Source organism: Paraburkholderia sp. DD10 (assembly GCF_049177125.1).
Taxonomy (GTDB): domain Bacteria; phylum Pseudomonadota; class Gammaproteobacteria; order Burkholderiales; family Burkholderiaceae; genus Paraburkholderia; species Paraburkholderia terricola.
The window spans coordinates 953831-967676 of the sequence record NZ_CP185392.1; the positions used below are offsets into that span (position 1 = coordinate 953831).

At 58.4% G+C, this 13846-nt stretch carries 7 protein-coding genes, 2 tRNA genes, 3 rRNA genes and 1 pseudogene; 12 read left to right on the forward strand and 1 reads right to left on the reverse strand.

Annotation, left to right across the window (positions count from 1 at the left end):
• The first annotated feature begins 60 nt into the window (after positions 1-60).
• The 12 genes and pseudogenes from ACOCG7_RS04450 (at position 61) to rrf (ending at position 12462) form a co-directional block, all read left to right on the forward strand.
• Entirely contained in the window at positions 61-795 is a 735-nt protein-coding gene (locus tag ACOCG7_RS04450) for an SDR family NAD(P)-dependent oxidoreductase (protein WP_073432539.1), read from the forward strand.
• A gap of 91 nt (positions 796-886) precedes the next feature.
• Positions 887-1489: an NADPH-dependent F420 reductase gene (locus ACOCG7_RS04455; RefSeq protein WP_114163683.1), complete on the forward strand. Its 603-nt coding sequence runs from the start codon at positions 887-889 to the stop codon at positions 1487-1489.
• A 1207-nt stretch (positions 1490-2696) separates the two neighbouring features.
• Entirely contained in the window at positions 2697-3452 is a 756-nt protein-coding gene (locus tag ACOCG7_RS04460; protein ID WP_073432544.1) for a DeoR/GlpR family DNA-binding transcription regulator, read from the forward strand.
• A 359-nt stretch (positions 3453-3811) separates the two neighbouring features.
• Positions 3812-4248: pseudogene (locus ACOCG7_RS04465) on the forward strand (hypothetical protein); the annotation flags it as partial.
• Between the two features lie 43 nt (positions 4249-4291).
• Positions 4292-4471, forward strand: a complete 180-nt coding sequence (locus ACOCG7_RS04470) for a hypothetical protein (protein ID WP_114163682.1) — start codon at positions 4292-4294, stop codon at positions 4469-4471.
• A 2-nt stretch (positions 4472-4473) separates the two neighbouring features.
• Positions 4474-5739, forward strand: coding sequence for a phosphonoacetate hydrolase (phnA, locus tag ACOCG7_RS04475; protein ID WP_421376976.1), 1266 nt, complete (start codon positions 4474-4476; stop codon positions 5737-5739).
• A 323-nt stretch (positions 5740-6062) separates the two neighbouring features.
• Positions 6063-6623: a phosphonate degradation HD-domain oxygenase gene (locus ACOCG7_RS04480; RefSeq protein WP_421376978.1), complete on the forward strand. Its 561-nt coding sequence runs from the start codon at positions 6063-6065 to the stop codon at positions 6621-6623.
• A 563-nt stretch (positions 6624-7186) separates the two neighbouring features.
• Positions 7187-8719 (forward strand): 16S ribosomal RNA (locus tag ACOCG7_RS04485).
• 65 nt (positions 8720-8784) lie between these two features.
• Positions 8785-8861, forward strand: a tRNA-Ile gene (locus ACOCG7_RS04490).
• A 53-nt stretch (positions 8862-8914) separates the two neighbouring features.
• Positions 8915-8990 (forward strand) — tRNA-Ala (locus ACOCG7_RS04495).
• Between the two features lie 309 nt (positions 8991-9299).
• Positions 9300-12180, forward strand: a 23S ribosomal RNA gene (locus ACOCG7_RS04500).
• Positions 12181-12348: 168 nt separating this feature from the next.
• A 5S ribosomal RNA gene (rrf, locus tag ACOCG7_RS04505) occupies positions 12349-12462 on the forward strand.
• Together the 16S, 23S and 5S rRNA genes with 2 tRNA genes alongside form the textbook arrangement of a ribosomal RNA operon.
• Positions 12463-12670: 208 nt before the next feature.
• On the opposite strand, the gene ACOCG7_RS04510 is transcribed toward rrf, so the two are convergent.
• Positions 12671-13672: a LysR family transcriptional regulator gene (locus ACOCG7_RS04510; RefSeq protein ID WP_073431941.1), complete on the reverse strand. Its 1002-nt coding sequence runs from the start codon at positions 13670-13672 to the stop codon at positions 12671-12673.
• Between the last annotated feature and the right edge of the window lie 174 nt (positions 13673-13846).

Consider the following 13846-nt stretch of genomic DNA (forward strand, 5'->3'; position numbering starts at 1 on the left):
ATACTTCCCTCAAGTAAGCAGTTTCCTGCTTCCGTACAACTCCGAGGAAGGATGCATATCATGACCAGACTGAATGGAAAGACCGCCGTGATCACCGGTGGCGCTACCGGCATCGGCCGCGCGGCGGCAAAGCGTTTCATCGAGGAGGGCGCCTTCGTCTTCATCTTCGGCCGCCGGCAGGAAGCGCTCGACGCCGCTGTGGCCGACCTCGGGCCCAATGCCCGCGCGATGAAGGGCTCGGTCTCCGATCTGGCCGACCTCGACCGACTCTACGCGGCGGTGAAGGCCGAGCGCGGAACCCTCGACATCGTCTTCGCCAATGCCGGGGCGGGAAGCCAGCTTCGGCTCGGCGAGATCACCGCCGAGCACATCGACGAAACCTTCGACACCAATGTGAAGGGCACGATCTTCACGGTCCAGAAGGCGCTGCCGCTGATGGGCCAGGGCGGTTCGATCATCCTGACCGGATCGAGCGCCGGCACCACGGGTGCCCCGTCAATGAGCGCCTACAGCGCGAGCAAGGCGGCAGTGCGCAACCTCGCGCGGAGCTGGGCGGAGGACCTGAAGGGCACCGGCATCCGGGTCAACGTGCTGTCGCCCGGGGCGACGGCGACCGAACTCGCGAAGGAAGCGCTAGGCGAGGAGGGCCAGAAGGTCTTCGCCTCGATGACTCCGCTTCAGCGCATGGCCGATCCGGCGGAGATCGCAGCGGTGGCCGCCTTTCTCGCATCGCCGGACAGCAGCTTCATGACCGCTAGCGAGGTCGCGGTTGACGGCGGCCTTGCGCAGCTCTGATGCGCTACCGCAACTCTGAACCGCCACGCCCGGCCGGTCACTCCATTCGATATTTGGAGCCCGCAGGGCGTGGTAAACCGAAGGAAAATATATGAGCTACGCAATTATCGGCTTCGGCAAGATCGGCCAGGCTCTTGCCAGGGCGTTTGCCCGAAGCGGCATCGAAGTATCCGTTGCAACCACTCGCGACCCGGAAAACTTTGCGTCCGCTGCGGCCGCGATCGGACCCGGGATCGTTCCCAAAAAACTGGCGGAAGCGGTCAAGGCGGACATCGTCTTTCTGGCTGTCCGTTTCGAGTCGCACCAGGATGTCGCGAACGCGCTGTCCACCTGGCAGGGGAAGACCATCGTCGATGTGACCAATGCCTACGGCGTGCCCCCTGAGGAACTGGGCGGACAACCTTCTTCCAGGGTCGTCGCACAGGCCTTCACTGGCGGTAGACTGGTTAAGGGCTTCAACCATTTGGGCGCGGCTGTCCTTGACCAGGATCCGGCCGTACATGGCGGCAGGAGAGTCGTGTTCCTGGCGAGCGACGATGACGGCGCCGCAGCGGAGATTGGTACGCTTGCGGAAAATCTCGGTTTCTCGCCGATCAAACTTGGCGGGCTTTCGGACGGTGGACTGCTTGTGCAGGCGCGTGGAAATAGCTGGGGTCAACTGATCTTTAAGGACTTGGTCAAGTTCGACGGATGAATCGTGATCGCAACTTTCGGTGCGATCGGTTGCTACAACGAGGCTTCCAGAATGCAGCAACAACGGTGGCGTCGGTCTCGCTTGCCTTAACACCTGGTAGCAATGCCGGCCGAAGCAGCACCAGGCCGCCAACCCCGCTGCGGCGGTTGCGGCCATCGATCCCAAGGCAATCGCTATACCTGCATATGGGGCAACGAGCGCCGATAGCCGAAATGAGCGCCGGAAACCGTTGCCAGCGTCGTTGCGCCAGCCGGTGTGATCGTTGCGACGGTCACAAAGAGAATAACGACAGGTCATTGTGAAGCGCCACGTCCTCCCTGGTCAGTCGATCGTAGGAAGGACGAACCGTTCACTGAACGTAGGATTGACCCCCACGAGTGGTCCGCCGGCTTACTGGAGTCGGCCGCCCTCTGCGAGGGAACCTAGATCGAGACTGTAGAAACCGATCTCCTCAATTAGGTCGCTCACCGCTTTTTTGGCGCCGGCGTCGTCCCCGGACACGAAGAACGCGGTCTTCCGCTTTGACGGCGAGAAATCCGAGACCCAGGGGCACTGGAACGGTGTTGAACGCCTTGACGACCTTCGCTCCCGGCGCGAGATCGGCGACGATCTCGCTCGACGTCCGACCCGTTATGTCGCCTAGTGCCCAAGGCTTAACGCTGGCGGATGACGAAGTCGTCACACAGTTTTCGCACCGTGTATGATTCCGGCGTCGAAGCCGCCACAGTCCGATTGGATGCCTTGAGTGTGAGAACAGGGTCTTCCTTAGCGTCGCGGCGCTGCCGAATGTCTTGCCATTCGACATTCGACATTCGACTATCGCGGCAGCGTACGACATTGCTGGCCACTCTCGCAGCTTCTGCTGACGCATCCGGCCATCGACGGGCGATTTGAATCGGTAGGTCCAACTGCGCCGCGATGCGGTCGCTTCCAGACGAAGGCCCGGGGACGCGTCGAAGCTCATGTAAGTACCAGGTTTTAGCTGTTTGGCAGCCTTGGCATCAAATCGCGTGGTCGGCGTAGGTTTTCGGCTAACGAGCGAAAAAGAGCTATGCCCATGTCTAGCGTTTAGCAACTTGCAGACGACGACCGTAGCTGTTTCTTGGTGCGCAAACGGTCGATACAAAAAGCCCTTATCTGAAGGGCCTTTGATGAAGAAATGCCCCGCGTGACCAGCCTCTCTCGGATGATGAAGGAAAAGCCGTCAATGCTCGCAGAACAACGTCACCAATACATCCTCGCGCAAGTCGCCAAAACCGGCGCGCTCTCGGTCGCTGAACTCGTGCGCGAACTGAACGTGTCGCGTGAAACGATCCGCCGTGATCTGAACGCGCTCGCCGGGCGCGGTCTGCTGGTCACCACGCATGGCGGCGCGCTGTCGAGCGACCGGCGCGAGCCCGACCTCGACACGCGCGAAGCCGCCAACGCCGGCGCGAAGCGTGCGATCGGCGAGCGCGCGGCCGAGTTCGTGCCCGATGGCGCATCGCTGATTATCGATTCGGGCAGCACCACGCAAGCGGTGGCGCGGGCGCTGCTCGACCGGCATCGTCTGTCGGTTTACACGAACGACTGGCGCATCGCGCTGCTGCTGGGCCGCCGCAACGACAACCGCATCACGTTGCTCGGCGGCGAACTGTCGGATATCGAAGACGCCACCTTCGGGCTCGACACCGTCCATCAACTCACCCAGTATCACGCGGACTTCGCGTTCATCGGCGCAGGCGGCATCTCGCCGGATGGTTTTCTGACCGACTACAGCCGCATGGCCGCCGAAGTGCGCAGCCGCATGATCGCCGCCGCCGATACGGTGGTGATCGTCGCCGACCATTCGAAGTTCGGACGTGTGACGCCGGTGCGCATCAACGGGATCGAATCGGCGCGTTATCTCGTGACCGAACTCGCGCCGGAAAAAACGCTCGGCAAGGCGATCGCGGCGCACGGGCCGGAAATCGTGATCGCCTGAGCGTTCGAGCGGCCGGGCCGTTTGCGCTGTTTCATTTTGCTTGGCGGGAGTGCCGTGCTTCACGAAGGCGCGGTTGTTATATGAGCTTCCGTCGGCAGATCAAGGTTCGTCGCTCCGCTCGACCGGAAAATTCGATTTGCGCGTGATTTGCATGTGATTGGCGAGTTGTGTCGCTTTGTTCAATCCGATGCGACGGTCATGGACTTGTCATCCAAAGCTGTGATTCTTCTGCCCGTTCAGACATGGCAGGCAGCGCGAAGATCGCAAGCAGACTGCAAGCCAGGCTGAAGAGAAGCGGCAAGCTTCCCGCAATCGCGCATCTCCACCACGCGGACCGAGGCGCGACAGCCACGCTCACGCGGCATGGCGCGGCCGCCCCGCGACCTGTGTTGACGATTCCGCGCGAAGCGGCGGCAAGCCTCGGTGCGCCGCGTTCGATGGTGCTGCGGCTCGTCGTGCTGCCGCAACTCGTGCCGGCGATCCGCGAGCCTCACGCTCGGCTTCGCGTTGTCGCTCGGCGAACCCGGCGCTACGCTCACGGTGTACCCGCCGGGTTTCGCGACGGTGCCGGTCCTCGTCGTCGGGCAAGTGGAGCGCGGCTATTATCTGCCGGCTTCGGCTTCGGCTTCGGCTTCGGCTTCGGCTTCGGCTTCGGCTTCGGCTTCGGCTTCGGCTTCGGCTTCGGCTTCGGCTTCGGCTTTGTCGTTGATTCTGCTGCTGGTCTCGCCGGGCCTCGCTGCTGCTGATCGCGGCTCGCGTGCTGCGTCGTCGGGGTGAACTGACAGGCAACTTCTGATGTTTCGTGTTGTGTGTCATGACGGCGCGCCGACCATCGCACAATGACCAACCTGCGCGCCGTGCGAATGCAGACGCGTGTGAATAGCGGCGTGCGGCGCGCCCGTGACGCGCGCGAACCGGCTGGACCGTTGGACGTGGCGGACGTCGCACGATTGACCGTGTTGAAACAGCTTGACTACGAAGTGGTAACTGCACGCGTGCTCGACACGCAGGGACGGTAACGATGGCGAATGCAGGCGAACGTACGATCGAAGTCAACGGGCGCGGCTACCGCCTACCCTCGCAACCGACCGTCGTGGTGTGCGTCGATGGCTGCGAATTCGATTACCTCGAAGCGGCTGCCGCGGCGGGCGTGGCGCCGTTCATCGGCAAGATGCTCGAGGGCGGGGCGGCTTTCAAGGGCGACTGTGTGATTCCGTCGTTCACGAACCCGAACAACCTGTCGATCGTGTGCGGCGTGCCGCCGTCGGTGCATGGCATCTGCGGCAATTACTTCTGGGACCCGGACGCGAGCGGCGGCGAGGGTGCGGAAGTGATGATGAACGACCCCGCGTATCTGCGCGCCGGCACCTTGCTCGCGGCTGCGGCCGAAGCGGGCGCGACGGTCGCCGTGGTCACCGCGAAAGACAAGCTGTGCCGGCTGCTCGGCTGGCAACTGAAGGGCATCTGCTTCTCGGCGGAAAAAGCCGACAAGGTGACGCGCGAGAAAAACCGCATCGGCGAGGTGCTCGATCTGGTCGGTTTGCCGTTGCCGGATGTGTATAGCGCGGCTTTGTCCGAGTTCGTGTTCGCCGCCGGCGTGCGGCTGGCCGAAACGCGCAAGCTCGATCTGATGTATCTATCCACCACCGATTACATCCAGCACAAATGCGCGCCGGGCACGCAAGGCGCAAATGCGTTCTACTCGATGATGGACGGCTATCTCGCGAAGCTCGACGCGCTCGGCTGGATAATCGGCCTCACCGCCGACCACGGCATGAACGCCAAGCACGATCCGCAAACCGGCGAGCCGAATGTGATCTATCTGCAGGACGTGCTGGACGATTGGCTCGGCGTGAAAAGGGCGCGCGTGATCTTGCCGATCACCGATCCCTACGTGGTGCATCACGGCGCGCTCGGTTCATTCGCGACGATCTATCTGCCGCGCGATGCTGGTGTCGCGCAGGTGATCGAACGGATCGGCGGCTTGCCGGGCATCGATGTCGTGCTCGATAAGCGCGCCGCGTGCGAACGCTTCGAGCTGCCGAGCGACCGCGTCGGCGATATCGTCGTTGTCAGCGCCAGACATGTAGTGCTCGGCACGCGGCGCGATGAGCATGATCTTTCCGGACTGACCGTGCCGTTGCGTTCGCACGGCGGTATTTCGGAGCAGGTCGTGCCGTTGTTGTTCAATCGGCGCGTCGAGATCCTGCCGTCTGCCGCGGGTGGCAAACGGCTGCGCAACTTCGATATCTTCGACGTCGCGTTGAATCATCTGCGGGCGTCGTGAATGCGGTGTCGCGGGACGACGCGGCAGTTCGGGCTTCAGTGCCGCGGCTTAAGGCGAGCGTTCGGTGACGACATTCGTATCGGCAAATGGAGCGTCGTTCGGTTTGTCGTCCAGCGTGTGTGCGAACGGGAGGACGTCACTACGCGCTTCATCAATGAACTGCGCGTGGGAATGGCCAACGCGTGGGAGGTGCCGGGCTATTGGGTCGAGCTAATGCGGTTCGGCTGTATCGAAGTGCCGGGTTCGGCTATAAGGAAGTCGTTCAGTACGCGACGAAAGGTTGTCCCAATCTGAAGACTTTTTCATTCGCGTGGGAGTAATCGGTGGCATTGAGTCTGAACGACATTCGATCGTTGTTCGAGCAATACGGCAATCTCGCATATAGCGGCGAGCCAGTGACGCAACTCGAACACGCGTTGCAGAGTGGCGCATTGGCGGAGGAGGCGGACGCCGATGATGAACTCGTCGCCGCCGCCTTCTTGCACGACGTTGGACATCTTCTGAATCCGCAAGGCGACACGCCGACGCAGCGTGGTATCGACGATCTGCATCAGTATTTCGCGCTGCCGTTCTTGCGGCCTGTGCTCCCGGACGCGGTATTGGAGCCGATCCGCTTGCACGTCGACGCAAAGCGCTGCCTGTGCGCAATCGACGACGGGTACTTTGGCCAGCTTTCCCCTGATTCGGTGCGAAGCCTTGAATTGCAAGGCGGCGTCTTCAGTAAGGAGGAAGTCGCGGCATTCCTGCAAAAGCCTCACGCGGAAGATGCATTGCGTCTGCGTAAATGGGACGATCGCGCAAAAGAAGAAAACCGCGCGACGCCCGGTTTGGAGCACTATCTGGAGCTCGTCGAGCGAGTGATGCGCAATCGGGCGGTTGATTGAGTCCGTTTCGAGTCGCTGTATTGCTCTCGGACTCGGACTGGTTTCGTCTCCTGGTTTGTGCTTTCTTTGCGCCCATTCTGGCGCAATTGATGCTCATCAAAATAACGCTTGCAAGGCCCGTTCGGGGTCGCTAGAATCTCGCTCTTTCGTGCCTCGGACAGCGGGGCGCGGGAAGCGGGAGAGCCAGCAATGGCGGGGGTTTGCGGCAGGTCGGACGGGTTAGAAAGTTGGAAAAACCTGTTGACGGCGTGACGGAAGTTCTCCATAATCTCGTTTCTCTGCTGCAGATGCAGCGACGCAGAACGAAGCGGTGCCGGGTGGTTGAAGTGGGCGTCGTGACGGTGGTGAATGCGTAACCGATCTTTAAAAACTAACAGCCGATAAGTGTGGGCGCTTGATGCGCGGCGCGCGGTGGATTCTTCGGGGTCTGCCGGAAGCGAAAGTATCAAGTCTCACACAGTAATGAAAGGAAGGTTTTCCTGTTGAAAGACAGGATGATCATTCGTCAGTACGTTGAGTGAGCGACCGGTTGGTAAAACAACCGAAAAACAGTAACAGGCATTGAACTGAAGAGTTTGATCCTGGCTCAGATTGAACGCTGGCGGCATGCCTTACACATGCAAGTCGAACGGCAGCACGGGGGCAACCCTGGTGGCGAGTGGCGAACGGGTGAGTAATACATCGGAACGTGTCCTGTAGTGGGGGATAGCCCGGCGAAAGCCGGATTAATACCGCATACGCTCTGCGGAGGAAAGCGGGGGCTCCTTCGGGACCTCGCGCTACAGGGGCGGCCGATGGCAGATTAGCTAGTTGGTGGGGTAAAGGCCTACCAAGGCGACGATCTGTAGCTGGTCTGAGAGGACGACCAGCCACACTGGGACTGAGACACGGCCCAGACTCCTACGGGAGGCAGCAGTGGGGAATTTTGGACAATGGGCGCAAGCCTGATCCAGCAATGCCGCGTGTGTGAAGAAGGCCTTCGGGTTGTAAAGCACTTTTGTCCGGAAAGAAAACCTCAGCCCTAATACGGCGGGGGGATGACGGTACCGGAAGAATAAGCACCGGCTAACTACGTGCCAGCAGCCGCGGTAATACGTAGGGTGCAAGCGTTAATCGGAATTACTGGGCGTAAAGCGTGCGCAGGCGGTCCGCTAAGACAGATGTGAAATCCCCGGGCTTAACCTGGGAACTGCATTTGTGACTGGCGGGCTAGAGTATGGCAGAGGGGGGTAGAATTCCACGTGTAGCAGTGAAATGCGTAGAGATGTGGAGGAATACCGATGGCGAAGGCAGCCCCCTGGGCCAATACTGACGCTCATGCACGAAAGCGTGGGGAGCAAACAGGATTAGATACCCTGGTAGTCCACGCCCTAAACGATGTCAACTAGTTGTCGGGCCTTCATTGGCTTGGTAACGTAGCTAACGCGTGAAGTTGACCGCCTGGGGAGTACGGTCGCAAGATTAAAACTCAAAGGAATTGACGGGGACCCGCACAAGCGGTGGATGATGTGGATTAATTCGATGCAACGCGAAAAACCTTACCTACCCTTGACATGTACGGAATCCTGCTGAGAGGTGGGAGTGCCCGAAAGGGAGCCGTAACACAGGTGCTGCATGGCTGTCGTCAGCTCGTGTCGTGAGATGTTGGGTTAAGTCCCGCAACGAGCGCAACCCTTGTCCCTAGTTGCTACGCAAGAGCACTCCAGGGAGACTGCCGGTGACAAACCGGAGGAAGGTGGGGATGACGTCAAGTCCTCATGGCCCTTATGGGTAGGGCTTCACACGTCATACAATGGTCGGAACAGAGGGTCGCCAAGCCGCGAGGTGGAGCCAATCCCAGAAAACCGATCGTAGTCCGGATCGCACTCTGCAACTCGAGTGCGTGAAGCTGGAATCGCTAGTAATCGCGGATCAGCATGCCGCGGTGAATACGTTCCCGGGTCTTGTACACACCGCCCGTCACACCATGGGAGTGGGTTTTACCAGAAGTGGCTAGTCTAACCGCAAGGAGGACGGTCACCACGGTAGGATTCATGACTGGGGTGAAGTCGTAACAAGGTAGCCGTATCGGAAGGTGCGGCTGGATCACCTCCTTTCTCGAGCTAACGCGTCCAAGTGTTGAGCGCTCACGCTTATCGGCTGTGAAATCAGGCAGACTCAGGGGTCTGTAGCTCAGCTGGTTAGAGCACCGCCTTGATAAGGCGGGGGTCGATGGTTCGAACCCATCCAGACCCACCATTGTCTTGTCTGGTGTGCTGAATGCAACCCCTCTGGCGCATCTGCATGATCCCGGGGGATTAGCTCAGCTGGGAGAGCACCTGCTTTGCAAGCAGGGGGTCGTCGGTTCGATCCCGTCATCCTCCACCAATCCTCAATGCGCAGTGTTCTGTGTACGGCACAGAGCGTTTTGCATTGGCGATTGAGCCAGTCAGAGTGATACGCGGTTATGGCAACTGCGATATCGGCTGTCGTTCTTTAACAATCAGGAAGAAGTAGTAAAGAGATTCACGAAAGGGTACCTCGAGATGGGTGTCCGAGTAGGTGAATCAGGGTTGTGATTGTATCAATGTATGAAAGGGGAATCGGAAGATTGCCCTGGAATACGGCGCAACACGAATACTCAACCTGTAGCGAGCTCGACGGATCCGCAAGGACCGGGAGACACACTCGTTATAGGGTCAAGCGAACAAGTGCATGTGGTGGATGCCTTGGCGATCACAGGCGATGAAGGACGCGGTAGCCTGCGAAAAGCGGTGGGGAGCTGGCAAACGAGCTTTGATCCACCGATATCCGAATGGGGAAACCCACTCCTTATGGAGTATCCGTAGCTGAATACATAGGCTACGTGAAGCGAACGCGGTGAACTGAAACATCTAAGTAACCGCAGGAAAAGAAATCAACCGAGATTCCCAGAGTAGTGGCGAGCGAAATGGGAGCAGCCTGTACTCTTTATCTTCATTGTTAGTCGAACGCTCTGGAAAGTGCGGCCATAGCAGGTGATAGCCCTGTAGACGAAAACAGCGAGGAAGAACTAGGTGTACGACAAGTAGGGCGGGACACGTGAAATCCTGTCTGAAGATGGGGGGACCATCCTCCAAGGCTAAATACTCGTGATCGACCGATAGTGAACCAGTACCGTGAGGGAAAGGCGAAAAGAACCCCGGGAGGGGAGTGAAACAGATCCTGAAACCGCATGCATACAAACAGTCGGAGCCTCGCAAGGGGTGACGGCGTACCTTTTGTATAATGGGTCAGCGACTTACATTCAGTGGCAAGCTTAACCGATTAGGGCAGGCGTAGCGAAAGCGAGTCCGAACAGGGCGATTCAGTCGCTGGGTGTAGACCCGAAACCAGGTGATCTATCCATGGCCAGGATGAAGGTGCGGTAACACGTACTGGAGGTCCGAACCCACTAACGTTGAAAAGTTAGGGGATGAGCTGTGGATAGGGGTGAAAGGCTAAACAAACCTGGAAATAGCTGGTTCTCTCCGAAAACTATTTAGGTAGTGCCTCGTGTATCACCTTCGGGGGTAGAGCACTGTCATGGTTGTGGGGTCCATTGCGGATTACTACGCCATAGCAAACTCCGAATACCGAAGAGTGCAATCACGGGAGACAGACATCGGGTGCTAACGTCCGGTGTCAAGAGGGAAACAACCCAGACCGCCAGCTAAGGTCCCCAAATATTGCTAAGTGGGAAACGAAGTGGGAAGGCTAAAACAGTCAGGAGGTTGGCTTAGAAGCAGCCATCCTTTAAAGAAAGCGTAATAGCTCACTGATCGAGTCGTCCTGCGCGGAAGATGTAACGGGGCTAAGCAATATACCGAAGCTGCGGATGCATATTTATATGCATGGTAGGAGAGCGTTCCGTAAGCCTGCGAAGGTGCACTGGAAAGTGTGCTGGAGGTATCGGAAGTGCGAATGCTGACATGAGTAGCGATAAAGGGGGTGAAAGGCCCCCTCGCCGTAAGCCCAAGGTTTCCTACGCAACGTTCATCGGCGTAGGGTGAGTCGGCCCCTAAGGCGAGGCAGAAATGCGTAGCTGATGGGAAGCAGGTTAATATTCCTGCACCATTGTTGAATGCGATGGGGGGACGGATCGCGGAAGGTTGTCCGGGTGTTGGAAGTCCCGGTCCTTGCATTGGAGAAGGCGCTTTGGCAAATCCGGGCGCGTAATTCAAGGGTGTGAGGCCAGTCACTTCGGTGACGAAGCAATCGGAAGTGGTTCCAGGAAAAGCCTCTAAGCTTCAGTTCAACAAGACCGTACCGCAAACCGACACAGGTGGGCGAGATGAGTATTCTAAGGCGCTTGAGAGAACTCGGGAGAAGGAACTCGGCAAATTGGTACCGTAACTTCGGGATAAGGTACGCCCCTGTAGCTTGATGCGCCTGCGCGCAAAGGGTGAAGGGGTTGCAATAAACTGGTGGCTGCGACTGTTTAATAAAAACACAGCACTCTGCAAACACGAAAGTGGACGTATAGGGTGTGACGCCTGCCCGGTGCCGGAAGATTAAATGATGGGGTGCAAGCTCCTGATTGAAGTCCCGGTAAACGGCGGCCGTAACTATAACGGTCCTAAGGTAGCGAAATTCCTTGTCGGGTAAGTTCCGACCTGCACGAATGGCGTAACGATGGCCACACTGTCTCCTCCCGAGACTCAGCGAAGTTGAAGTGTTTGTGATGATGCAATCTCCCCGCGGCTAGACGGAAAGACCCCATGAACCTTTACTGTAGCTTTGCATTGGACTTTGAACCGGTCTGTGTAGGATAGGTGGGAGGCTTTGAAGCGTGAACGCCAGTTTGCGTGGAGCCATCCTTGAAATACCACCCTGATCTGTTTGAGGTTCTAACCCTGGTCCGTGAATCCGGACCGGGGACAGTGCATGGTAGGCAGTTTGACTGGGGCGGTCTCCTCCCAAAGTGTAACGGAGGAGTACGAAGGTACGCTAGGTACGGTCGGAAATCGTGCTGATAGTGCAATGGCATAAGCGTGCTTGACTGCGAGACCGACAAGTCGAGCAGGTGCGAAAGCAGGTCATAGTGATCCGGTGGTTCTGTATGGAAGGGCCATCGCTCAACGGATAAAAGGTACTCTGGGGATAACAGGCTGATACCGCCCAAGAGTTCATATCGACGGCGGTGTTTGGCACCTCGATGTCGGCTCATCTCATCCTGGGGCTGTAGCCGGTCCCAAGGGTATGGCTGTTCGCCATTTAAAGAGGTACGTGAGCTGGGTTTAAAACGTCGTGAGACAGTTTGGTCCCTATCTGCCGTGGGCGCTGGATATTTGAAGGGGGCTGCTCCTAGTACGAGAGGACCGGAGTGGACGAACCTCTGGTGTACCGGTTGTCACGCCAGTGGCATCGCCGGGTAGCTATGTTCGGAAGAGATAACCGCTGAAAGCATCTAAGCGGGAAACTCGCCTTAAGATGAGATATCCCCGGGGCTTCGAGCCCCTTGAAGGGTCGTTCAAGACCAGGACGTTGATAGGTCAGGTGTGTAAGCGCAGTAATGCGTTGAGCTAACTGATACTAATTGCCCGTAAGGCTTGATCCTATAACCAGTGTGTTTCCGGTGGCGCCTCCCCGCGTCGCCCCGCACGGTTGAGATCCGCGTTGTGCCCGATACACTCACCACCCCATTGCCCCCTGGTGCGATGCACCAGACACTACTTCTTCCAGATTGGTCGTGTTGACCCCCGCGTCAACCTGACAACAAGTCATGCCTGATGACCATAGCGAGTCGGTACCACCCCTTCCCATCCCGAACAGGACCGTGAAACGACTCCACGCCGATGATAGTGCGGATTGCCCGTGTGAAAGTAGGTAATCGTCAGGCTCCCATGCAGAAACACAGACCCCACCCCACACCGGTGGGGTTTGTGCGTTTACGCGCCATATTCGAGATGGGGCTAAAAACAAACATCTAATCGTGCTCTCTCGCAACGACCAACCAGCACATAAACATCGCTCGCCAGGGCACTTCTGTTTTTCAAACAGCACTAACAGCATAGTGCCCCAGCAAGCGGTGCACGCAAAATTCCGCATCAATGCGTGGCGGCATCGCCGCTGCCAACGGCGCAGGCACGAACCGGCATGACTTCATCGTCGGTATATAACTGACCGATTTCCGCAAGTAGCGCCTCGTCGCGTGCAATCACTTCCGGCAGGTGGGCGCGCAGAAATTCGACCCACGTCCGCGTCTTGGCATCGATGAACTTACGCGATGGATACAGCGCGTAAATGTTCATCTTCTGCAGCGTATATTCCGGCAATACGCGCATTAACGTTCCATCACGCAACCCGGAAATCGCCGCGTAAAGCGGCACCATGCCGATGCCCATCCCTTCGCGAATCGCAACGATCAGCGACTCCGCAATGTTCACGTGCACGGGCCCATTCACTTCCATCATCTCGCCTCCGTTTGGCCCATCGAGCAGCCATTCGTGCGGCGGAAATGCTGGCGTGTGCAGGATCAGACATTCGTGATGCGCGAGATCGCCCGGCTGTTGCGGCGAGCCATGCGTCCTCACATAAGCAGGCGATGCACACAAGATGCTAAAGGTCGTTCCGAGCGGCAGCGAGACAAGATCCGAGTTGGGCAAATTCGAGGCGCCGATCACTGCGACGTCCGCACTGCCTTCGAAGAGATCGGGCATACGCTGGGACAACGTCAGCTCCACCGTCACCTCCGGATAAAGCGCGCGATAACGCGAGATAGCCGGCAGCACATAGTGCTGGCCGATGCTGGCGAAGCTATGCATTCGCAAGGCGCCGCTGGGACGCTCGTGCGCGCAACTCGCCTCTTCTTCCGCCGTGTCGACGTCCGCGAGTATTTGTTGGCATCGCTCCATATAACGCTCGCCCGCGGTGGTTAGGGCGAGTCGCCGTGTCGAACGGTTTAGCAACCTGGTACGTAGATGGGCTTCGAGTTCCGATACTGCGCGGGACATCGCCCCGGTCGTTGAATTGAGCGACTGCGCTGCGGCGGTAAAACTACCGGCTTCCACGACTCGCACGAACACTCGCATATTTTGTAACGTATCCATCGATCCTTCTGATTCACGGCAGAAGCCGTATTGTCCGCCTGTCCCGCAAGCGCATTGTTGTTCGTTCTGGAAGGGACTTTCCGAACCAGTCCCATTAGTGCGTGCGTCGCACGCTCCTACAATCGGCGCCTTGCCTGCCGGTGTGCGCAACATTCGCCGGCGCTTCTTTCAGCA